Here is a 19,916-nt window from a genome sequence, read left to right as displayed (position 1 = left end):
TACAAGGCTGGATTTCCGGGGGAAAAACCCAGCATTTTCACCCGCCCGCTTTCACTCCCCGGCGCACGACGTGCGAAAACGAAAAACCCCCGCCCTGTTGCCAGAGCGGGGGTCAGGTCCGGTCGGATGACCGATCTGATTATTCGTCAGCTGCAGCTTCTGCTTCGGCCAGACGTGCCTTGTCGGCAGCGCCTTTTGCATCGCGATCACGATCAACGAATTCGATGATCGCCATCGGTGCCATGTCGCCATAGCGGAAACCGGCTTTCAGGATACGGACATAGCCGCCCTGACGGTCTTTGTAACGCGGGCCCAGAACCTCGAACAGTTTTGCGACGTCCTTGTCTTCCTTCAGCTTGGATGCGGCCTGACGACGGGCGTGCAGGTCGCCGCGCTTTGCCAGAGTGATCATCTTTTCGATGATCGGGCGCAGTTCTTTTGCTTTGGGAAGGGTTGTCTTGATCTGCTCGTGCTCGATCAGCGAGCCAGCCATGTTCGAGAACAGGGCCTTACGGTGCTCATGAGTACGGTTCAGGCGGCGGTAACCACGTGCGTGACGCATTTTGATAGTCCTTTGATCTGCGTTTTTGCTTTGTCAGGCTGCTGATGCGTGTCAGCGGCTCACCTTGGGGCGTGTGCCCATGCTGTCCCCGGCCAAACCCGGGAATGTGTCGGGGAGGACCTGAGCCCTCCCCTCAAAGACGCTCTTTAGAAGCTGTCTTCGAATTTCTTGGCCAGATCTTCGATGTTGTCCGGCGGCCAGTCCTCAACGTCCATGCCAAGGTGCAGACCCATGCCCGACAGCACTTCTTTGATCTCGTTCAGCGACTTGCGGCCGAAGTTCGGCGTGCGCAGCATTTCTGCTTCGGTCTTCTGGATGAGATCGCCGATGTAGACGATGTTGTCGTTCTTCAGGCAGTTTGCCGAACGGACAGACAGTTCCAGCTCGTCCACTTTCTTCAGCAGAAGCGGGTTGAACTCGAGACCATCATCGTCGTCCTGACGGTTTGCCGATTCCGGTTCGTCGAAGTTGACGAAGATCGACAGCTGGTCCTGCACGATACGGGCCGCGTAGGCGACCGCGTCATCGGGCGTGATGGAGCCGTCTGTTTCAATCTTCATGGTCAGCTTGTCGTAGTCCAGAACCTGACCTTCACGGGTCGGCTGAACGTCATAGGAGACCTTCTTGACCGGCGAATAGATGGCGTCGATCGGGATCAGGCCGATGGGCGCATCTTCAGGCTTGTTCTTGTCAGCCGAGACATAGCCCTTGCCGGTGTTGACGGTCAGTTCCATGAACAGATCAGCACCATCATCGAGGTGACAGATCACGTGCTCACGGTTCAGCACTTCGATGCCAGCGGATTCGGAGATGTCACCGGCGGTGACAACTGCGGGGCCTTTGGCATTGATCGAGAGGCGCTTGGGGCCTTCGACTTCCATACGCAGCGACACACCTTTGAGGTTCAGGATGATGTCGGTGACATCTTCGCGAACGCCGGCGACGCTGGAGAATTCATGCAGGACGTTGTCGATCTGCACGGAGGTGATGGCGGCGCCTTGCAGCGAGCTCATCAGAACGCGGCGCAGCGCGTTGCCCAGTGTCAGACCAAAGCCGCGCTCCAGCGGTTCAGCCACAACGGTGGCCTGGCGTGCGGGATCATTGCCCGGCTTCACGTCAAGCTGAGTCGGCTTGATCAGTTCAGCCCAATTCTTGTGGATCATGCGGTCCCTCCATTCCTGTCTATACCTCATGTCCGAAGGTACAGACGCCCGAGGTTTCAAATGGCGTACTGGGGCCTTGCAGAAATCGCAAAGCCCCAGCAATAATCAGTGTCGCTTAGACGCGACGACGCTTCGGCGGACGGCAGCCGTTGTGCGCAATCGGGGTCACATCACGGATCGAGGTGATGTTGAAGCCCACTGCGGCCAGAGCGCGCAGTGCGGATTCACGGCCCGAACCGGGGCCCTGAACTTCGACTTCCAGAGTTTTAACGCCGTGTTCCTGCGCTTTTTTGCCTGCGTCTTCAGCAGCCATCTGAGCAGCATAAGGAGTCGATTTACGCGACCCTTTGAAGCCCATGGTGCCTGCGGAGGACCAGGAAATCGCATTGCCTTGCACGTCCGAGATCAGGATCTTGGTGTTGTTGAACGAGGAGTTCACATGTGCAACGCCGGAGGCGATGTTCTTGCGCTCTTTGCGCTTGGTACGAGTCTTATCGCGTGCCATTGATCAAACCCTCCCTTATTTCTTCTTACCAGCAATGGCCTTTGCGGGGCCTTTACGAGTACGAGCGTTGGTGTGGGTACGCTGACCGCGAACGGGCAGGTTACGACGATGGCGCAGACCGCGGTAGCAGCCGAGGTCCATCAGACGCTTGATGTTCATCTGAACTTCACGGCGCAGGTCGCCTTCGACGGTGTAGTTGGCGTCGATGTGCTCACGCACGGCCAGAACTTCAGCGTCGGACAGCTCGTTCACACGACGGGTTGCGTCGATGCCTACGGCTTCGCAGATGGCTTCAGCAGAGGTCGTGCCAATGCCGGTGATATAGGTGAGGGCGATAGGTACCCGCTTTGCAGTCGGGATGTTTACGCCGGCAATACGTGCCACGTGTCACTTTCCTTTTCGTTGCGGTTCCGTAGCGCCGGAACCTTTTTTCACAACGCTTGACCTTGGCAGTGTCGCCCGTTGGTCCAGCATTTCGAGGTGGTCAGGGCGGCAGAAATTGCACGCGCCTGTGATGATTCCCAGAAGGGATGGGGTTCCCTATGTGGAAATCGCACTATGGTCAACCCGTCGGCAAGACTGGGGTCGAAGTTTCCCCCAAGGTCAACTGCTCGCAACGCGATTTGTGATGTTTTTCCGCCAGCGCACGACCCGTGCACAAAAAACGCCCCGGCCGGGGTGGCACGGGGCGTTTTTTAAATCCGATAGGATCCGGCGATCAGTCACCCATGATCCAGCCGAGGTTCTTGCGTACCTCTTCGATGGAGGCGAGACCGTCGAGACGCTGCAGGTTGCCCTTGGCATAGTAGTAGCCGATCAGCGGCGAGGTCTTCTTGTAATATTCCATCAGACGGGTGCGGAGGCTTTCCTCGTTATCGTCCGGCCGGCGTTTCTGGTTGGTGCCGCCGCAGTTGGCGCATTTGCCATCCTCGGGCCAGGGCTTGGTCTCGTCGTGGTAGACTTCGCCGCAGTCGCCGCAGGTAGAACGACCAGTGATGCGGGCGACCAGCGCGGTATCATCCACCTGCATCTCAATGACCGCATCCAGTTTCTGGCCGGTTTCGCGCAGCAATTCTGCCAGCGCATCCGCCTGAGCAAGTGTGCGGGGGAAGCCGTCGAAGATAAAGCCGCCTTCGGCCCCCTCTTCGATCTTCTCGCGGATCAAACCGATCACGATACGGTCGGTCACCAACTCACCTCGAGCGATCACATCGGCAACGCGTTTGCCCATCTCGCTGCCCGACGCTTGCGCATCGCGCAGCATGTCGCCGGTGCTCAGCTGAACCATGTTGCGAGATTCTACCAGGTAGCGGGCTTGTGTTCCCTTGCCCGCGCCGGGCGGGCCCAGAAGGATAATATTGCTCATCGGCGTGCAGGTCCCCGTCGTGTCCGTTTCTTATTCCGACCGCGCAGCTGGCTCTTTTCAATGAGACCTTCGTATTGATGCGCAAGCAGGTGGCTTTGTGCCTGTTGAATGGTGTCCATCACAACAGAAACCACAATCAACACGGAGGTACCGCCAAAGTAAACCGGGATTGCAAGCTGACCACGCAGGATTTCAGGCAGCAGACAGACAGCCGCGAGATAGGCCGAGCCCAGAACCAGCACACGATTGACCACATATTCGAGGTACTCAGCGGTTTTCTTGCCAGGGCGGATGCCGGGGACAAAACCGTTCTGGTTCTTCAGGTTATTGGCCACCTCGTCCGGCTTGAAGGACACGTTGAAGGTGTAGAAATAGGCAAAGAACACGATCATGCCGACAAAGAACAGCAGGTAAAGCGGTTGACCGGGACCGAAGTTGGCCAGCAGCCAGGACATGATCGGGCCGGAGGTGCTGCCTGCGGAGAAGGTCGAGATAGTCACCGGCAGCAGCAGCAGGGACGAAGCGAAGATCGCGGGAATCACGCCTGCCGGGTTCACCTTGACCGGCAGATGGCTGGAGCCACCGTCATAGACCTTCATGCCGACCTGGCGGCGCGGATACTGGATATGGATCTTGCGCAGGGCGCGCTCCATGAACACCACAAACATGATGATGGCGATCATCATCAGGATCACCGCGATGATCACTGCCGGGCTGATCGCACCGGATCGGCCGGAGGCCAGGAACTGGGCAATCGCGGCAGGCACTTCGGCAATGATGCCGACGAAGATGATCAGCGAGATACCATTGCCGATGCCACGCTGGGTGATCTGTTCCCCCAGCCACATCAGAAACATGGTGCCGCCCACCAGCGTGATCATGCAGGCGAGACGGAAGTACATGCCCGGATCCGTCGCCAGATCCCCCGATTCGAGCGAGACCGCCAGGCCATAAGCCTGCGCCGTGGCCAGAAGCACGGTGCCGTAGCGAGTGTATTGGTTGATTTTCTTGCGGCCCTGCTCGCCTTCTTTTTTGAGCTGTTCGAGCGCCGGGACCATCGAGGTCAGCAGCTGCACAATGATCGACGCCGAGATATAGGGCATGATGCCAAGTGCAAAGATGCCCATACGGCCAAGCGCGCCGCCGGTAAACATGGACACCATGCCCCCGATCCCCTGCCCTGCCGAGGTCATGAACTGGCGCAGTGCATCCGCATCAATCCCCGGAACGGGAATATAAGTGCCCAGGCGATAGACAATCAAAAGCCCGAGCGTAAACAGGATACGGTTGCGCAGATCCGTGGCTTTGCCAAGAGCGGCCCAGCTGGTGTTCGCCGCCATTTGTTCTGCTGCTGATACCATAAAAAAGGTCTCTTCTTGCGAAAACGCCGCCCAGGGCCGTTTTCCGGCTCGGGCGGCGTTAATGGAAAACTGAAGACTATGTAAGCGGCATCGGCGCCGCTCACAAGCTGTTACTCAGCTGCGGCAGTGTTTGCCACGGTCAGGGCGCCACCAGCCTTTGCGACTGCGTCAACGGCGGCCTTGGAGGCGCCGGTCACAGCGATGGTTGCCTTGGCGGTGAAGTCACCCTTTGCCAGAACGCGGATACCGTCCAGCTTGCGGCGCACCAGACCCGAAGAAATCAGGGTATCTTCGGTGATGGAGCCGGCTTCCAGCTTGCCTTCGTCGATGAATTTCTGGATCAGGCCCAGGTTCACAACGGCGTAGGACTTCCGGTTCGGCTTGTTGAAGCCGCGCTTGGGCAGACGTTGGTAGAGGGGCATCTGGCCACCTTCGTAGCCATTGATCGAAACACCCGAACGGGATTTCTGACCTTTGATACCACGGCCACCCATTTTACCTTTGCCGGAACCCGGACCACGGGCAACGCGCATACGTTTTTTGGAGGCGCCTGGATTGTCGCGCAGTTCATTGAGTTTCATATCGCTTCTCCTTTGCCGGAACTGCCCCCGAAGCGGATTAGGGCAAACACGGCGTTTCTTGGTTTTCTGATTCTGCAGCCCACAGGACCACCGGGGGCGTATAGACCCGATGCCGGGCGGGATCAAGAGGGGCCGCGAGGGGTCCGCTAGGCAGTGCGTAGCAGGGACCTTTTAACTTGCTTTGACGCAAGCTTTGGACATGATCACCACACCTCAGCCAATCATTTGATACATTGATGAATTTTTTGTTCCCAAGAAAAACCAGTACTATTGGCAGCAACCTCCGTAAAATGTGGACGATTGCGTCAGTAGCGGTCAGCATCGTGATCTTCCTTGAAGCCTTCAATCCAGTCTTTGACGGCACCCGTCCTTTTCTGGAGAAAACAGCTATCAGTGTCCTTACTCTTTGGTCGACAGCCTACTTTGTCCTTGTTGTCGCGACGGTTCCATTTTTGACCTCGCATGACTTTTGGCCAAACCCAACACGGCTGGCTACCGACGCGCTAGTTTCGATCACTCAGACAATTTTCGTATTTGCCTTGGTCTACAGAACATATGGAATTGTTGGTCCAACCTCTGAAACGACCGCCTCGGCCTGGGACCATCTATACTTTTCAGCAGTCACGTTCTCGACATTAGGTTACGGCGACTTCAGGCCTGACATCGCCGCACGCGGTTTTGCGGCTTTCCAGTCCATTGTTGGAAACCTGCATCTTGGTATGATTGTGGGAGTAGCCTTCTTCGCTGCCCAGCCGGAGCGATCAGATAATCATGGCAATAACAATGCCACCAACAACGAGTAACGCTGCGCCCATAATAGCTGTGCCAACAGTCTGAAGGATGCGATAGTTTTTCGTACTCATGACAGTGCCTCCTCTCAGTAAGTTTCACCCTGCAGGATAAATATAGTCACGACGGGCGATTTTTCATAGTTATTTATGACAAAAATCCTCAGCGAACACCCGCCAAGGCCTCTGCCCTGTCGGTTGCTGCTATTGCAGGTCTGTTGCGGTGTCCGTTGCGTCTGTGGCCGACCGGTAAAGGGTGGCGGCGTCGCCGGGGGAGTTGGGACGGGATCTCTCCCGTGCGTGGATAATATTATCGTGCTCCCCGGCTGCCACGCCGGGGCCCTGGTCATAGGTGCCGGGGGTGTCAGGCCCGACGAGTGATCGCGATCCTGTGCAGAATACCACGTGCGCATAAACGGATCATGGAGCGGGCGCGCGCCGGGGTCGCAACGGGACGGCTATTGGCATCGTCGCCCCAGAAACCAAAAACGCCCCCGCAAAGCGGAGGCGCGTCCAGTCCGGCCCCTGAGGGAGGAGAAAGAGCCGGTCTGACACTTGGGCGACCCAGGGACGGCAGCAGTGCTGCGATCCGCCCCGGGTGGCAAAGCTCAGTGGCCGTAGGCCTGAACATGGGCGATATGCGGGATATCGCAGCGACGCACGCCGATGTCGGCCAGATCGCGGTTGGACAGGCCGTCCAGCTCGGCGAAGGTGCGTTTGTATTCGGCGCGACGGGCCCAGCTGTCCTTAATCTCTTCTGCCAGGCCGCGCAGGCGGGCGATGATATTGACGCTGGTGTCGGTGGTATTGATGACATGTGCCATGGTGTTAGTCCTCTATCTGACCGGACGAATTTCCGGGTGGTCTCAGTTATGTCTGTTTCAGTGACATCTGAGAGATAGGGGGAAATGTTTGCGCAAACAACTGACAGGTCGGACTGCCCGCTATGCACGCCAAGCATAGGAGATGACTCAGACATTAACCTGCCTCGCGCGGCGCAGGCCCACCAGCGTCAGCCCATAAATACAGGCCACCACAACCACCAGGACAACAATCTGACGCGGCTCAATCCGGTCGCCCAACAGCGGCACAGAAAGCGCCAGCGTCAGGGCTGGCCAGGGCGTGGTGATGGAACTGGCCAGCGATACGTCGATATGGCGCACTGCGTAGAACCAGACGATGAGTTCCAGAAAATAGACCAACCCCATCAGCACCGCCATCGGCTGGAGCAGGGCCGCAAAGCCAAGCGCCATTCCTGACGGCAGGGCCACCCCGAGCACCCCGGCCAGAAACACCGACGAGATCGCCACCCGGATCAGCGTCACCTGAATGGGCGTGATGGTCGTTGCGCTCAGCTCTTCCTTGATGATGACATGGGCAATGCTCCACAAGAATGGCACACCGAGCGCCAGCAGGAACCACGGCGACAGGCCCGACATCCGCAGCGTCCCGTCGGTGCCCAGATAATAGAGCGCGCCGAGCAGCAGAAAGGTCAGCGTCAGCTCCGTGGTGGTTTTCCGGCGCTTCAGAAACAGGCTCTCCCAGAGGATTGCAAACAGCGGATAGGCCTGAATGGCGATCGCAGCATTGGCGGCACCAGCCTGTTCCACACCAAGCACGTAAAGATAGGTCGACAGGCCGAAGAGGCAGCCGGTGAATAGGGCCAGCCCCGCCATCCTGCGGCGTTGCCTCGGCAACAGGACGTCGGCGAAGATCCCGCGGGTGCCACGGTTGTATTCAACCGCAAAGCACGGAAGGGCAAAGATCAGTTGCCAAACCGACAGAGCAAAGGCGAAGGGCAGCGCACCCAACACTGCTGGTCGCAGGTTGGAGATAATCGGCATGATGCCCAGGAGCGCCAGACTAACAAGCGACAGCGCGATACCGGTGCCGACAGAGGGGGAAACACGACTCATCTGGAGACCTCTTCAAATTGCATTGACCAAACCGGAGATCGCCCCCAGTATTGCACCCATGCAATTGAAACATTGATCTGATGGCAATTTGGCTCCCCAATCTGAACGGACGCAGTGGTCCGAAATATCTGCGAATCGTGGAAGCGATGGCGGAGGATATCGCAAGCGGGCGGCTGGCGCCCGGCGCCCAGTTGCCGCCCCATCGGGAGCTGGCCTATCAAATTGGCGTATCCGCAAATACCACCAGCCGCGCCTATGCCGAGGCGGTGACGCGGGCATTGCTGCGGGGAGAGGTCGGGCGCGGCAGCTTCGTACGGGCGGCCGAACCGATGGTGCACCAAGGCGGAGTCGCCAACAGTCTGCGCCGGGATGCTCTGGGGCCAATTGACCTGTCGCGCAACCTGCCGCTGGCGGGGTTTTCCCAACCGCATATCCGCCAAGCGCTGCATACTCTGGCTGAGGGCAGTGATTTGTCGCCGCTGCTCGACTACCAGTCGGATGCCGATCTCGACCGACATATCGACGCCTGGCAACATTGGCTGGCCTATTGTGGCGTCGATGCCACCCGATCTGAAGTGATGACAACGGTGGGCGGTCAGCATGCGCTGTTCTGCGCGGTGGCGGGCGTGTTGAAAGCAGGTGATCTCCTGCTGACAGAGGCGCTGACCTATATGCCGGTTCAGGCGATGGCGGAACGTCTGGGCGTGACCACCACGGCGGTGGCGATGGATCCGCAAGGGGTACAGCCTGAGGCGTTTGAGGCGCTTTGCAGGCATGCCAGGCCCCGCGCTTTTTATCTGACCCCCACATTGCAGGCGCCGACCACGGTGACCCTAGATGATGAACGTCGCGCCGAGATCGCCGAGATTGCAATGCGCCACGATGTGATCCTGATCGAAGATGACGTATTCGCGTCGCTGAAACCTGACCGCCCTGCCCCGCTGGCCACGCATGCGCCGGATCATACGATCTATGTGACCAGCCTTTCGAAATCCGTTGCCCCAGGCCTGCGGGTCGGCATCCTGAAGGCGCCGCAACGGCTGATGCCTGCGCTGCGCCATGCGGCCAACCTCAGCCTGTGGATGGCGCCGCCGCTGACGGCGGAGATTGGCGCGCGGCTGATCCTTGATGGGACCGCTGAAACCCTGGCAGAGCAGCAGCGGCGCGCAGCGCGACATCGCCAGACACTGGCCCGATCAGTCCTGTCCCCGCCCGGTGCCACGCCAATGTCCTATCAGGCTGATCCGCAGGGGCTACATCTGTGGTTGCCCTTGCCCCCGGATCTGCGCGCTGATGTGTTTCGTGCCCAATGTGCCCAGTCCGAGGTGCTGGTCAGCGAAGGACGCAGTTTTGCGCTCGCGCCCAGGGACGCACCGGAAGCGGTACGGCTCTGCCTCAGCCACGAAGTTTCCGAAGACCGGCTGACGACCGGGCTCCAGCGTGTCGCACATCTTCTGCGCGAGTCGCGCAAATCCCACGCGCTGCAGATCTAAACGGGCCGTTGCATCTGATTTCAGTGTGATGCCACACCAGACGGGTGCCGATATCAGCCGAATGTCCGCTCCAACGGCGTTTTCCTTCACCCTAGGGATGCGGCGGCTAACCTCCGGAACGGCCAACTATCCTTTCGTGTGATTGATGCGATTTGAGACAAATGGCAAATTGAGGACAAGGAAAACATCAGCATCAAGGAACACGATCATGGCTCTCCTCAGCACTCTCATCGGCACAAGCGCAACCGTCACCGCAGTCGCAAGCGGCTATATCGGCCTCTCCACCACCGTTGTGGCGCTGCTGGTTCTCTACCCTCTGACTGCCGAGCTGGCGACCCGCCTGCTGCAGGCCATCATCGACCGCCGGGACGCGGCTGAAGCCAGCCCTGATCTGCCCTACTACGACGCCCGCACCTACTTCGGCTGATCATCCGACCACCGCTGGCCGCCCCTCGTCTGTGCCATCGCGGATCCGGTGATCATCGCTGATGTTGAAAACCGATAATCCAGATGGCCGGGGGCCTCTCTCCCGGCGGATCAGGTAGATAGCCCCCTCCTCCCGAATTGATCTCTGCAACAAAAAAGCGCCCCGAAATCGGGGCGCTTTCTTTTGTTTGGGTCATACGAGAGAGCGCTTAGTCGCGCTCTTCGATGATCTCAACCAGATGCGAGATCTTGTTGACCATACCGCGTACGGAAGGGGTATCTTCCAGTTCACGGGTTTTGTGCATCTTGTTCAAGCCCAGGCCAACGAGGGTTGCACGCTGGTCTGCGGGGCGGCGGATCGGGGAACCGATCTGCTTAACAACGATGGTTTTTGCCATGTGTCCGTCTCCTTACGCTTCTGCTTCAGCAGCAGGTGCTTCATCCCGCTTGGGCAGGATGTCGGCGACTTTCTTGCCACGACGCTGAGCAACCGAACGGGGCGACTGCTCTTTTTTCAGACCGTCCATAGTGGCGCGGATCATGTTGTAGGGGTTCTGCGAACCGATCGACTTCGAAACAACGTCTTTGACGCCGAGCATTTCGAAGACAGCACGCATCGGACCACCTGCGATGATACCGGTACCTTCAGGTGCGGTGCGCATGACAACTTTGCCTGCGCCGTGACGGCCGTGCATGTCGTGATGCAGGGTGCGGCCTTCTTTCAGCTGCACACGGATCATCTGACGCTTGGCCTGCTCGGTGGCTTTACGAATGGCCTCGGGGACCTCTTTCGCCTTACCTTTACCGAAGCCGACGCGGCCTTTCTGATCGCCAACAACCACAAGAGCGGCGAAGCCAAAGCGCTTACCACCTTTTACGGTTTTCGACACCCGGTTGATCGCGACCAGACGGTCAGCGAATTCCGGTGTTTCTTCTTCGCGGCGGCCACGGCCACGGCGATTTTCACGTTCTGCCATGAGGCAATCCTTTTATTCTGGCGACAAGCGCCTGACTTATACTCAATCCAGGTGGGCAAGGGCCGAACCGACCCCGCCCCCGGATCATCGGGATGGCGCGAACGCCATCCACCTTGACTTGGGTGCGCCCCGTATTCCCGGATAGCCGAGAACACAGGGCGCAGATCCTTAGATCTTCAGGCCGCCTTCACGCGCAGCGTCGGCCAGAGCCTTCACCTTGCCGTGAAACAGGAAGCCGCCACGATCGAAATAGGCCTCGGAGACGCCTGCCGCCTTGGCGCGTTCGGCGATAACCGAACCCACTTTGGTGGCTGCTTCGACGTTGTTCTTGCCAACGAGACCCAGGTCTTTTTCCAGGGTCGATGCCGAAGCGAGGGTCACACCACGTACGTCGTCGATCAGTTGAACAGAGATGTTCTTGTTCGAGCGGTGCACGGACAGGCGCGGACGGCCTGCGTTGACCTTGCGAAGCTTGTTCCGGACGCGCAGCCGGCGCTTCAGAAACAGGGTGCGTTTGCTGTTTGCCATTTTGCTGGTCCTTACTTCTTCTTGCCTTCCTTGCGGAAGATAAACTCGCCTTTGTAGCGAATGCCTTTGCCTTTGTAGGGCTCGGGACGACGCCAGTCGCGGATTTTGGCCGCAACTTCGCCAACGAGTTGTTGATCATTACCTTCGACAACGATTTCGGTCTGCTTCGGTGCGGTAATGGTGATACCTTCCGGAGCAGTGAAATCAACGTCGTGGCTGTAGCCCAGGTTCAGCTTCAGGGTGTTGCCCTGCATCTGAGCCCGGTAACCCACACCCTGGATCTCCAGCTCTTTTTTGAAGCCGGAGGTCACGCCTGCAACCAGGTTTGCGACCATAGTGCGGGACATGCCCCACTGCTGGCGCGCGCGCTTGGATTTGCCGCGGGGGTCAACTTTGACGACATTGTCGTCAACAGTCAGGGTGACGTCGTCGGTCGCGGTGAAGGTACGGGCGCCTTTCGGGCCTTTGACTTCGATGGTCTGGCCGGACACAGAAGCAGTTACGCCGCTGGGAAGTTCGACCGGTTTTTTACCAATACGGGACATCGTGGGGCCTCCTTAGAAGACGGTGCAGAGCACTTCGCCGCCAACGTTGGCTGCGCGTGCGCTTGCGTCCGACATCACACCCTTGGGGGTGGAGACAATCGACACACCCAGGCCCTGACGGACCGACGGGATGTCATTGACGCCCATGTAAACGCGACGACCGGGTTTGGAGACCCGCTTCAGTTCACGAATGACAGGTTCGCCGTCGAAGTACTTCAGGCTGATTTCGAGAGCCGGGTGGCCCTTTGCATCAGTCGCAGACTCATAACCGCGGATGTAACCCTCTTGCTTGAGCACATCCAGAACCCATGCACGCAGCTTGGAAGCCGGTGTCATGACAGTGGATTTGCCGCGCATTTGCGAGTTACGGATACGGGTGAGCATATCGCCGATAGGATCGTTCATATCAGTCTCTCCCTTACCAGCTCGATTTCACCATGCCGGGGATCTGGCCATTCGAGCCCAGTTCCCGCAGAGCGATACGGCTGATCTTCAGCTTACGATAGTAAGCGTGAGGACGGCCGGTCAGCTGGCAGCGATTGTGCAGACGGGTTGCCGACGAGTTACGCGGCAGTTTCGCCAGATCGAGGCGCGCTTTGAAACGCTCTTCCATCGGACGAGATTCGTCGTTTGCGATTTCTTTCAGCTCGGCACGCTTTGCGGCGTATTTTGCCACCAGGCGCTCGCGCTTCTTCTCGCGTTCGATCATGCTTTTCTTAGCCATGTCTCTTCCTTCCCGCGCTTAGCTGTTGAAGGGCATGTTGAAAGCTTTCAACAGCGCCTTTGCTTCCGCGTCGGTGTTCGCGGTGGTGGCAATCACGATGTCCATACCCCAGGGTTCGTCGATCTTGTCGAAGTCGATCTCGGGGAAGACCATGTGCTCTTTCAGACCCATGGCGTAGTTGCCACGGCCGTCAAAAGACGTGCCCGACACGCCGCGGAAGTCGCGGATACGGGGCATCGCGATGGTGGTCAGACGGTCGAGGAATTCGTACATCCGGTCGCCGCGCAGAGTCACCTTTGCGCCCATCGGCATGCCTTCGCGAACGCGGAAGCCGGCGATGGAGTTCTTGGCCGCGGTGGTCAGAGCTTTCTGGCCCGCGATTGCGGTCAGGTCAGCCTGAGCAGACTTGGCTTTCTTGCTGTCTTTGACGGCAGCACGGCCGCAGCCGATGTTCAGAACGATTTTCTCCAGCTTAGGGATCATCATTTCGTTCTTGTAGCCGAACTCTTCTTTCAGGGCGCCACGGATGGAGTCCTTGTAGAGAGCTTTCAGACGCGGGGTGTAGGTTGCGTTATCAAGCATCGATCACGTCCCCCGTGGTTTTGGCGAAGCGCACTTTCTTGTCGCCTTCCATGCGGAAGCCAACGCGGGTTGCCTTGCCGTTTGCGTCCAGCAGAGCCAGGTTCGACAGCTGGATCGGCAGTGCCTTAGGCAGACGGCCACCCTGGTCGGACTGGGTCTGACGGGTGTGGCGGATTGCCATGTTCACACCGTCAACGATGGCTTTGCCAGCTTTGGGGTCAACGGAGGCGATGGTGCCTTCTTTGCCCTTGTCCTTGCCGGCCAGCACGACGACCTTGTCGCCTTTGCGGAGTTTAGCAGCCATGATTACAGCACCTCCGGAGCGAGCGAGATGATCTTCATGAAGTTTTTGGCGCGCAGCTCACGAACAACCGGGCCAAAGATACGTGTACCTACGGGCTCGTTGTTGTTGTTCAGGATGACAGCTGCATTGCGGTCAAAGCGGATTGCGGTACCGTCTTCACGACGGACCTCTTTGGCGGTGCGTACGACGACGGCCTTGCGGACGTCCCCTTTTTTCACGCGGCCGCGCGGGATGGCTTCCTTGACCGAGACGACGATAATGTCGCCTACGGATGCGTATTTACGCTTGGAACCACCCAGAACCTTGATGCACTGAACTCGGCGAGCGCCGGAGTTGTCAGCAACATCCAGGTTTGTTTGCATCTGGATCATGTGGTTTCTCCCGACCTTTGGGGCGCCGATGCGTGGCGTGATCCCCCAGGGTTTCGACTAACTGTTAAGTCTAGTCGCCAGGAGTCTCGGATGAGACTCTTAGGCTTCCAGAACTTCCCAGCGTTTCGTTTTCGATTTCGGCGCGCATTCGATGATGCGTACGGAATCGCCGACCTTGAAAGCGTTCTGTTCATCGTGAGCCCGGTACTTCTTGGACTTACGGATGGTTTTCTTCAGAACCGGATGCGTAAAGCGACGCTCTACGGAAACGGTTACGGTCTGTGCGTTGGCGTCGGAGGTCACAACGCCGGACAGGATACGTTTAGGCATTCGAGAAGCTCCTTATTCAGCTGCTGCTGCAGCTTTTTCGTTCAGGATGGTTTTGACGCGTGCAGCATTGCGGCGAGCCGCCTTGATGCCTGCAGTCGATTCCAGCTGACCGGTTGCCTGCTGAAAACGCAGGTTGAAGCTCTCTTTTTTCAGGGATGCGAGGGTATCGCGGAGTTCATCCACGGTTTTCTCGCGCAGATCATTGGCGTTCATCGCCTTTGTTCCTTGTCCAAAGCACCAGAAGGCCCCGAGGGTCACCTTGTTACCTGGTGGGTTATGTCACACCGCGCCAGAGGGCACGGCAAAAAGAATCACCAGCCCCGGATCCATACAGATCAAGGGTCAGGCGATGGGTCCACTTACAGGAGGTAGAGGGTGGGGGCAAGGGTGAAGTTTGCGACACCGTTTGGCACCCGGTCACTGCGCTTTGCGCAGCTCACGAACCCGCGTCAAGATCGTGTCAAATTGCCACCCGTTTTGGAGCCGCGCGAGCCACAGGCGTTTTCCCATTCCAGAAATCATCATCGCGTGCCGCCTCGCCTGAACACGCTGGATATCCTGAATGCGGATCTGATCGGCAATGCCTTGCTTTTCGACAATCAGCACGCGCTGTGTGGTGATAATGTAGGTGACCGAGCGAAAGGCACGATGGATGAACAGCCAGATCACCAGCGCCACTGGCGCGCAAAGCAAGATAACGATTACCTCAGTCAGCGTTGGTGCAATCCGGGCGTGAGTGGCGTGAACGACTTGCTCACCGGCAAGAAGCTCGATTGCCGCGTGATCGTACATCTGGCTTACTTACCGTTCGTCATTTGAATTTTACCCCACCTGGAATGACGGTGGGGCAAAGGGAACTCACAGGTTAGTCACAGTCATACCAGATCGTCGTAGCGGGTCGCTGCGTTCCATTTGCTAACGTCGCAACGCTCGCCTTCGGGGCCTTATACACGGTTAAGACGGGCTTACCGATACGTTCGCAATAGCCCGCGACACGACGATCAATAGCATTAGAGCTAACTTCGTTCTTGAAGTAGATGATCTCCAACGATGAGCCCACAGGGAAAGCCAGATGGATGCCCGTTCGATCAGCCGGGTTAGGAAAAATCTGCGCAATGAGAGACGCACGTCGCATCGCTGCTTTCTCAGAATCAACGCAGGCTGACAGCGCCATCAGGGATACAGAAGCAAGAATTAGAATTGATTTCATTTAGTCAGCCATCCTTTTAGGTTGTGCACCCTGCATAGTTACCATCGCTGCAAGCGCAACCCAAGATTCACTCCCAGCGGTAATTAAAGCTCACGGAGACGCGCTCGTCTTCGGCCATGTTCATCGGCACCTCGTGGCGGATGAAACTTTCCCACAGCAGCACATCGCCCACTGCGGGCGACTGATAGACAAATGTCTTCAGCTCTTGCCGGCAGTCTTTAACACGCGGCGGGTGCGCCATCATCATCGCGTGACGCGGGTCCTCCAGCTTCAGCGCGCTGGCGCCTTCGGGCATTGAGACATAGGTGGTGCCGGAAATCACCGAATGGGGGTGGATGTGGCTGGCGTGGGTGCCGCCCTCGGGCAGGATGTTGATCCAGAGATCCTCCAGCACCAGTGCGCGACCGTCCAGATCCAGCTCCAGATCCTTGGCAAAGGCTGCGACATGAAGATCGAGCGATTTCACCAGATCGGCAAAGATCGGGAACCGCCAGGGCAGATCCGTCAATGAGGCATAGGAGGTGTAGCCGGGATAACCGTTCTCCTCGCACCAGTCCTGGCCTGCATCGTCATCCTGAGCGATCACGAAGCAGGAGTTTTCAAGTTCACCAGCGTCAACCTTGGGTCCGTGTTCGGACAAAGCAGCGCGGTAGAGACGGGTTACGAAGAGGGAATCGATCTGTGCCATATCCGTCCTTTAGCGCAACACAGCGCGAAGTACGAGGACCTTTGCCGGCTCCTGCACGCGCGCATCTTCCCTTTTGATCCGCGGGCTGGCTAAGCTGGCCTCACCCATAGGAGGAACAGAATATGCGCTGGATTTTGAGACTGCTGAGCCACGGTATTGCGCTGGCGATCGGCTTTGCGCTGGGGATCTACATGCTGCCCATTCTGACGGCCCCCGATAGTCCCGATGCTGCAGCTCTGACCGCAAGTGCGGAAGGGGCCACATATACCGGCAGTTTCACCCGCGATCTGGCGGGCAGCGATTTCCTGCACTGGGGCACCGGCAGTATCAGCCTGTCGCCGCAGCAGATCACCCATATGGGCGCGCTGGCGCCGGGACCGGACTACAAACTCTACCTGACGCCGGAGTTTGTTGAGGATGAGGTCGGGTTCGAGGCGATCAAGGCCGCGTCGGTGCGGATTGGCGATGTGAAGATGTTCGACGGGCTGATCCTGCCCATCTCCGAAGGGATCAACATCGAGGATTACACCACCGTGGTGATCTGGTGTGAGGCCTTCGGAGAGTTCATCACCGCCGCAAAATATCGCTAGCCTGACCGGCGGCGCCGAGCCGGACAAATCATTCCGCACCGAAGGAACATAAGAAAGCCCCCACCGATTGCTCGGCGGGGGCTTTTTGTTTTCTCATCGGATGCGCAAGAGCGCCGCCGCTTACCAGTCTTCGCGAACCACGACGCGGGTCTTGACCGGCAGCTTCATCGCGGCCAGGCGCAGGGCCTCACGTGCGATGTCGTCATTGACGCCGTCGATCTCAAACATCACGCGGCCGGGCTTCACTTTGCAAGCCCAGTAATCCACGGAGCCCTTACCTTTACCCATACGAACTTCGACGGGCTTGGAGGTAACCGGGGTATCCGGGAAGATGCGGATCCAGACACGACCCTGACGCTTCATGTGACGGGTCATGGCACGACGAGCAGCCTCAATCTGACGCGCGGTTACGCGCTCAGGAGTGGTTGCTTTCAGGCCATAGGTGCCGAAGTTCAGGTCCGAACCGCCTTTTGCCAGACCGGAGATCCGGCCTTTGTGCATTTTGCGGAATTTAGTACGCTTTGGTTGAAGCATGTCATCTCCTCCTTAGCGACGACCGCCTGCACCGCGAGGTGCCGGACCGTCCTGGAGTTCCTGTGCTTTACGGTCACGCGCCTGAGGATCGTGTTCCATGATCTCGCCTTTGAAGATCCAGGTTTTGATCCCGATGATCCCGTAAGGGGTCATGGCTTCGGAGTGAGCGTAATCGATGTCGGCGCGCAGCGTGTGCAGCGGCACACGGCCCTCACGGTACCATTCGGTCCGTGCGATTTCAGCGCCGCCCAGACGACCAGCAACGTTCACCCGGATACCCAGGGCGCCCATGCGCATGGCGTTCTGTACGGCACGCTTCATCGCGCGACGGAAGGACACACGACGTTCCAGCTGCTGAGCGATGGACTCGCCAACCAGCTGTGCGTCGAGCTCGGGCTTGCGGACTTCAACGATGTTGAGGTGCAGTTCCGAGTCTGTCATCGAGGCGAGCTTCTTGCGCAGCACTTCGATGTCAGCACCTTTTTTACCGATGATCACGCCCGGACGCGCGGTGTGAATGGTCACACGGCACTTTTTGTGGGGGCGTTCGATGATCACGCGGGCGATGCCTGCCTGCTTGCACTCTTCCTTGATGAAATCACGGATGCGCAGGTCTTCCAGCAGCAGATCACCATAATCTTTGGTGTCGGCGTACCAACGGCTGTCCCAGGTACGGTTGACCTGAAGGCGCATGCCGACCGGATTGACTTTATGTCCCATTAGGCTTGCTCCTCAACTTGACGCACCTTGATGGTGATCTCCGAAAACGGCTTGAGGATTTTGCCAAACCGGCCACGGGCACGAGGACGGCCGCGTTTCATGGTCAGGTTCTTACCCACATAAGCCTCGGCAACGATCAGTTCATCGACGTCCAGGTTATGGTTGTTCTCGGCGTTCGCAATCGCGGACTGAAGGCATTTCTTCACGTCCTGCGCGACCCGTTTGTTGGAGAAAGTCAGGTCGGTCAGAGCCTTCTCAACTTTCTTGCCACGGATCATGCCGGCGACGAGGTTCAGTTTCTGCGGGGAGGTACGGAGCATGCGCAGTTTTGCCATTGCTTCGTTGTCTGCCACGCGGCGGGGATTTTTTGCCTTGCCCATGACTTACTTCCGCTTCGCTTTTTTGTCCGCAGCGTGACCGTAATAGGTCCGAGTCGGGGAGTATTCACCGAACTTCTGACCGATCATGTCTTCCGAGACGTTGACGGGAATGTGCTTCTGACCGTTGTACACACCAAATGTCAGACCCACGAACTGGGGCAGAATGGTGGAACGACGCGACCAGATCTTGATGACTTCGTTGCGGCCCGACTCGCGCGCTGCTTCGGCTTTTTTCAGCACGTAAGCATCGACAAAGGGGCCTTTCCATACAGAGCGAGACATAGATTAACGTCCCTTCTTCTTGGCGTGGCGCGAGCGGATGATAAGCTTTTGCGACGCTTTGTTTTTGTTGCGGGTACGCTTGCCTTTGGTCGGCTTACCCCAGGGTGTCACGGGGTGACGGCCACCGGAGGTACGACCTTCACCACCACCGTGCGGGTGGTCGATCGGGTTCATAACCACACCACGCACAGAAGGACGCTTGCCCTTGTGGCGCATACGGCCGGCTTTACCAAAGTTCTGGTTCGAGTTGTCGGGGTTGCTGACCGCACCAACGGTGGCCATGCATTCCTGACGAACCAGGCGCAGTTCGCCCGAGGACAGGCGGATCTGAGCGTAGCCACCATCACGACCAACGAACTGAGCGTAAGTACCGGCTGCACGGGCGATCTGGCCGCCTTTGCCGGGCTTCATTTCGATGTTGTGAACGATGGTACCGATCGGCATGCCCGAGAACGGCATTGCGTTGCCCGGCTTGATGTCGGCCTTTGCGGATGCAACGACTTTGTCACCAACTGCCAGACGCTGCGGAGCGAGGATATAGGCCTGCTCGCCGTCTTCGTATTTGATCAGCGCGATGAATGCGGTCCGGTTCGGGTCATATTCGATCCGTTCAACGGTTGCCGCGACATCAAATTTGTTCCGTTTGAAGTCAACGATCCGGTAGAGACGCTTTGCGCCGCCGCCACGACGACGTGAAGTGATCCGTCCGGTGTTGTTCCGGCCGCCCGATTTGGTCAGACCCTCAGTGAGAGATTTGACCGGACGCCCTTTCCAAAGCTCCGAACGGTCGATCAGAACCAGCCCACGCTGGCCCGGCGTCGTCGGCTTATACGACTTGAGTGCCATGCTTTCTGTCTTCCGTTTAGCGTGCAGACCCTTAGGTTTTTGTCTTTGGGCCCGCTATGTGTAAGCCCCCCGCCCGGTTGTCCCACAATGAGACGCCCTACTAGGGTGGCCAGATTATAGGGCCCCGAAGGTCCCCAGGTTCGA

At 58.2% G+C, this 19,916-nt stretch carries 32 protein-coding genes; 4 read left to right on the top strand and 28 right to left on the bottom strand.

Annotation, left to right across the window (positions count from 1 at the left end):
- Positions 1-139: 139 nt before the first annotated feature.
- The 7 genes from rplQ to rplO form a co-directional block, all read right to left on the bottom strand.
- Entirely contained in the window at positions 140-562 is a 423-nt protein-coding gene (rplQ, locus tag INHI_RS0118785; RefSeq protein ID WP_014875980.1) for a 50S ribosomal protein L17, read from the bottom strand.
- 146 nt (positions 563-708) lie between these two features.
- Positions 709-1,725 (bottom strand): DNA-directed RNA polymerase subunit alpha, encoded by a 1,017-nt coding sequence (locus INHI_RS0118780; protein ID WP_014875981.1) that lies wholly within the window; start codon positions 1,723-1,725, stop codon positions 709-711.
- Between the two features lie 115 nt (positions 1,726-1,840).
- Positions 1,841-2,230, bottom strand: a complete 390-nt coding sequence (gene rpsK / locus INHI_RS0118775; protein WP_014875982.1) for a 30S ribosomal protein S11 — start codon at positions 2,228-2,230, stop codon at positions 1,841-1,843.
- A 15-nt stretch (positions 2,231-2,245) separates the two neighbouring features.
- Positions 2,246-2,614, bottom strand: a complete 369-nt coding sequence (rpsM, locus tag INHI_RS0118770) for a 30S ribosomal protein S13 (protein ID WP_014875983.1) — start codon at positions 2,612-2,614, stop codon at positions 2,246-2,248.
- Between the two features lie 334 nt (positions 2,615-2,948).
- Complete coding sequence (locus INHI_RS0118765; protein WP_014878922.1) at positions 2,949-3,596, bottom strand: adenylate kinase; 648 nt, start codon at positions 3,594-3,596, stop codon at positions 2,949-2,951.
- Complete coding sequence (gene secY, locus INHI_RS0118760; RefSeq protein WP_014875985.1) at positions 3,593-4,957, bottom strand: preprotein translocase subunit SecY; 1,365 nt, start codon at positions 4,955-4,957, stop codon at positions 3,593-3,595. The genes INHI_RS0118765 and secY overlap by 4 nt, the downstream gene beginning before the upstream one ends.
- Before the next feature lie 110 nt (positions 4,958-5,067).
- A complete protein-coding gene (gene rplO, locus INHI_RS0118755; RefSeq protein ID WP_014875986.1) occupies positions 5,068-5,538 on the bottom strand; it encodes a 50S ribosomal protein L15 in 471 nt (156 codons plus the stop codon).
- A gap of 236 nt (positions 5,539-5,774) precedes the next feature.
- On the opposite strand from rplO, the gene INHI_RS0118750 reads away from it, so the two are divergent.
- Positions 5,775-6,341 carry an ion channel gene (locus INHI_RS0118750; RefSeq protein WP_027248561.1) on the top strand — a complete coding sequence of 189 codons (567 nt, stop codon included), beginning with the start codon at positions 5,775-5,777 and terminating at the stop codon, positions 6,339-6,341.
- A gap of 593 nt (positions 6,342-6,934) precedes the next feature.
- On the opposite strand, the gene INHI_RS0118745 is transcribed toward INHI_RS0118750, so the two are convergent.
- Both INHI_RS0118745 and INHI_RS0118740 read right to left on the bottom strand, forming a co-directional pair.
- Positions 6,935-7,150: a DUF1127 domain-containing protein gene (locus tag INHI_RS0118745; protein ID WP_014875988.1), complete on the bottom strand. Its 216-nt coding sequence runs from the start codon at positions 7,148-7,150 to the stop codon at positions 6,935-6,937.
- A gap of 147 nt (positions 7,151-7,297) precedes the next feature.
- The gene (locus INHI_RS0118740; protein ID WP_027248560.1) at positions 7,298-8,242 is read right to left on the bottom strand and encodes an EamA family transporter; all 945 of its coding nucleotides are present in this window, start codon (positions 8,240-8,242) and stop codon (positions 7,298-7,300) included.
- 80 nt (positions 8,243-8,322) lie between these two features.
- On the opposite strand from INHI_RS0118740, the gene INHI_RS0118735 reads away from it, so the two are divergent.
- On the top strand, positions 8,323-9,735 hold the full coding sequence (locus INHI_RS0118735; protein WP_027248559.1) for an aminotransferase-like domain-containing protein: 1,413 nt from the start codon (positions 8,323-8,325) through the stop codon (positions 9,733-9,735).
- A 208-nt stretch (positions 9,736-9,943) separates the two neighbouring features.
- A complete protein-coding gene (locus INHI_RS0118725; protein WP_014875991.1) occupies positions 9,944-10,162 on the top strand; it encodes a hypothetical protein in 219 nt (72 codons plus the stop codon).
- 208 nt (positions 10,163-10,370) lie between these two features.
- On the opposite strand, the gene rpmD is transcribed toward INHI_RS0118725, so the two are convergent.
- From rpmD to INHI_RS0118655, 14 genes are all read right to left on the bottom strand, one after another.
- Entirely contained in the window at positions 10,371-10,559 is a 189-nt protein-coding gene (rpmD, locus tag INHI_RS0118720; protein ID WP_014875992.1) for a 50S ribosomal protein L30, read from the bottom strand.
- 12 nt (positions 10,560-10,571) lie between these two features.
- Positions 10,572-11,138, bottom strand: a complete 567-nt coding sequence (gene rpsE / locus INHI_RS0118715) for a 30S ribosomal protein S5 (protein WP_014875993.1) — start codon at positions 11,136-11,138, stop codon at positions 10,572-10,574.
- Positions 11,139-11,306: 168 nt separating this feature from the next.
- Entirely contained in the window at positions 11,307-11,666 is a 360-nt protein-coding gene (gene rplR, locus INHI_RS0118710; protein WP_014875994.1) for a 50S ribosomal protein L18, read from the bottom strand.
- An 11-nt stretch (positions 11,667-11,677) separates the two neighbouring features.
- The gene (gene rplF, locus INHI_RS0118705) at positions 11,678-12,211 is read right to left on the bottom strand and encodes a 50S ribosomal protein L6 (RefSeq protein WP_014875995.1); all 534 of its coding nucleotides are present in this window, start codon (positions 12,209-12,211) and stop codon (positions 11,678-11,680) included.
- A gap of 12 nt (positions 12,212-12,223) precedes the next feature.
- On the bottom strand, positions 12,224-12,616 hold the full coding sequence (rpsH, locus tag INHI_RS0118700) for a 30S ribosomal protein S8 (RefSeq protein ID WP_014875996.1): 393 nt from the start codon (positions 12,614-12,616) through the stop codon (positions 12,224-12,226).
- Positions 12,617-12,629: 13 nt separating this feature from the next.
- A complete protein-coding gene (gene rpsN, locus INHI_RS0118695) occupies positions 12,630-12,935 on the bottom strand; it encodes a 30S ribosomal protein S14 (RefSeq protein WP_008561382.1) in 306 nt (101 codons plus the stop codon).
- Positions 12,936-12,953: 18 nt separating this feature from the next.
- Complete coding sequence (gene rplE / locus INHI_RS0118690) at positions 12,954-13,517, bottom strand: 50S ribosomal protein L5 (RefSeq protein WP_027248558.1); 564 nt, start codon at positions 13,515-13,517, stop codon at positions 12,954-12,956.
- Positions 13,510-13,821, bottom strand: coding sequence for a 50S ribosomal protein L24 (rplX, locus tag INHI_RS0118685; RefSeq protein ID WP_014875998.1), 312 nt, complete (start codon positions 13,819-13,821; stop codon positions 13,510-13,512). Before rplX ends, rplE begins: the two co-directional genes overlap by 8 nt.
- Before the next feature lie 2 nt (positions 13,822-13,823).
- Positions 13,824-14,192 carry a 50S ribosomal protein L14 gene (gene rplN / locus INHI_RS0118680; protein WP_005621870.1) on the bottom strand — a complete coding sequence of 123 codons (369 nt, stop codon included), beginning with the start codon at positions 14,190-14,192 and terminating at the stop codon, positions 13,824-13,826.
- 99 nt (positions 14,193-14,291) lie between these two features.
- Entirely contained in the window at positions 14,292-14,522 is a 231-nt protein-coding gene (gene rpsQ, locus INHI_RS0118675) for a 30S ribosomal protein S17 (protein ID WP_014875999.1), read from the bottom strand.
- Positions 14,523-14,534: 12 nt separating this feature from the next.
- Positions 14,535-14,735, bottom strand: coding sequence for a 50S ribosomal protein L29 (gene rpmC, locus INHI_RS0118670; protein WP_014876000.1), 201 nt, complete (start codon positions 14,733-14,735; stop codon positions 14,535-14,537).
- Between the two features lie 204 nt (positions 14,736-14,939).
- A complete protein-coding gene (locus INHI_RS0118665; RefSeq protein ID WP_014876001.1) occupies positions 14,940-15,314 on the bottom strand; it encodes a hypothetical protein in 375 nt (124 codons plus the stop codon).
- A gap of 73 nt (positions 15,315-15,387) precedes the next feature.
- The gene (locus tag INHI_RS0118660; protein ID WP_155805619.1) at positions 15,388-15,732 is read right to left on the bottom strand and encodes a hypothetical protein; all 345 of its coding nucleotides are present in this window, start codon (positions 15,730-15,732) and stop codon (positions 15,388-15,390) included.
- Positions 15,733-15,799: 67 nt separating this feature from the next.
- The gene (locus tag INHI_RS0118655) at positions 15,800-16,420 is read right to left on the bottom strand and encodes a TIGR02466 family protein (RefSeq protein WP_014878916.1); all 621 of its coding nucleotides are present in this window, start codon (positions 16,418-16,420) and stop codon (positions 15,800-15,802) included.
- A 122-nt stretch (positions 16,421-16,542) separates the two neighbouring features.
- On the opposite strand from INHI_RS0118655, the gene INHI_RS0118645 reads away from it, so the two are divergent.
- Complete coding sequence (locus INHI_RS0118645) at positions 16,543-17,010, top strand: DM13 domain-containing protein (protein ID WP_027248556.1); 468 nt, start codon at positions 16,543-16,545, stop codon at positions 17,008-17,010.
- A 120-nt stretch (positions 17,011-17,130) separates the two neighbouring features.
- Here the strand turns inward: INHI_RS0118645 and rplP are convergent, their stop codons facing one another.
- The 5 genes from rplP to rplB are packed head-to-tail and all read right to left on the bottom strand — an operon-like array spanning position 17,131 to position 19,772.
- The gene (gene rplP, locus INHI_RS0118640) at positions 17,131-17,544 is read right to left on the bottom strand and encodes a 50S ribosomal protein L16 (protein WP_014876004.1); all 414 of its coding nucleotides are present in this window, start codon (positions 17,542-17,544) and stop codon (positions 17,131-17,133) included.
- A gap of 12 nt (positions 17,545-17,556) precedes the next feature.
- On the bottom strand, positions 17,557-18,264 hold the full coding sequence (rpsC, locus tag INHI_RS0118635; protein WP_014876005.1) for a 30S ribosomal protein S3: 708 nt from the start codon (positions 18,262-18,264) through the stop codon (positions 17,557-17,559).
- Positions 18,264-18,644: a 50S ribosomal protein L22 gene (rplV, locus tag INHI_RS0118630; RefSeq protein ID WP_008560423.1), complete on the bottom strand. Its 381-nt coding sequence runs from the start codon at positions 18,642-18,644 to the stop codon at positions 18,264-18,266. Before rplV ends, rpsC begins: the two co-directional genes overlap by 1 nt.
- A gap of 3 nt (positions 18,645-18,647) precedes the next feature.
- Positions 18,648-18,926: a 30S ribosomal protein S19 gene (gene rpsS, locus INHI_RS0118625; protein WP_005980699.1), complete on the bottom strand. Its 279-nt coding sequence runs from the start codon at positions 18,924-18,926 to the stop codon at positions 18,648-18,650.
- Positions 18,927-18,929: 3 nt separating this feature from the next.
- The gene (gene rplB, locus INHI_RS0118620; protein ID WP_014876006.1) at positions 18,930-19,772 is read right to left on the bottom strand and encodes a 50S ribosomal protein L2; all 843 of its coding nucleotides are present in this window, start codon (positions 19,770-19,772) and stop codon (positions 18,930-18,932) included.
- Positions 19,773-19,916 lie beyond the last annotated feature (144 nt).

Origin of the sequence: Phaeobacter inhibens DSM 16374 (genome assembly GCF_000473105.1) — a bacterium.
Lineage (GTDB): Bacteria > Pseudomonadota > Alphaproteobacteria > Rhodobacterales > Rhodobacteraceae > Phaeobacter > Phaeobacter inhibens.
The sequence above is the reverse complement of the archived record's forward strand: the minus strand, read 5'-3'. Positions and strand labels throughout refer to the sequence as shown.